We start from the raw sequence: 874 nt of genomic DNA, 5'->3' as shown, positions 1-874 counted from the left end.
ATTTCATAGGTTAATTCATGGTATTTACCCATATACAATTTAGAGGCGGCAAACGCCCAGTGAACACAAAAAAATGTGCGGCCAAAATGTTGTCTTATCACCAACTTATTCGAGTTTATTAGTTGGAATAGTGGATTGAAAGGGTTAAAACGGCCTGCTTTAATTCGCTTGAGGGAACGAGCAGGGCTCCATAAGTGCAGTTCTAGGCCCCTTGGCTCCAAAACACAATATCGGGGAAAAGCTTTCAGACTTTTTATGTTGTGCTTGAAATTTACTCCATTGACAAAACACAATCGATTTGAAATAATATTTGATTATATGCTCATTCATTCACATAATTATAATAAAATAATATCATTTCCCCTGAAAGGGAGAATATTAGACTGAAAGCTAATGGTATGCAAAATCTATTAGCTTCTTTTGGTTTCAAAAAATGATGTGTTTCGCATGTATTCATATAGGAAGGAATGACAACATGAAGACAAAACACTATTGGGTGATTTCTTTGCTCGCCGTCTTAGCGGTCGGGCCGGGATTGATGTCTAACACGGCATTGTCGTCAGTTCAAGGCCTTGTTCAGAAAGCGGTTGGAACAAGTGGCTTCACATCAGTAAATCCAATATTGATCGGCAATCTGGCCTTTGCCTTATTAGTTCCGGCAGGACCGCTGCTGAGGAAAAAATTCGGTGCTCGTCCCGTCTATCTGGCTTCATTACCTGTCTTTATACTAGGTTCACTGCTCATCGCATGTTCAAGCGATGTTGCATGGATGGCGGCAGGACGCTTTTTACAGGGAGCGGCAACAGGTGTCATGCTGATGATTATGATTCCAATGCTTGTACTGTCATTCCCGATTGAACGCAGGAATTATGCA

Annotated in this window: 1 protein-coding gene; it reads left to right on the top strand. The window is 41.1% G+C overall.

Going from position 1 to position 874, the window contains the following annotated elements; translation table 11 throughout:
- Positions 1-475: 475 nt before the first annotated feature.
- Positions 476-874, top strand: a 399-nt coding sequence (locus tag ACWHAR_RS24820; RefSeq protein WP_452088149.1) for an MFS transporter, incomplete at its 3' end; no start/stop codon positions are given.

The organism is Bacillus sp. LR--39 (assembly GCF_053613335.1).
This window is presented reverse-complemented; position numbering and strand designations above follow the sequence as displayed.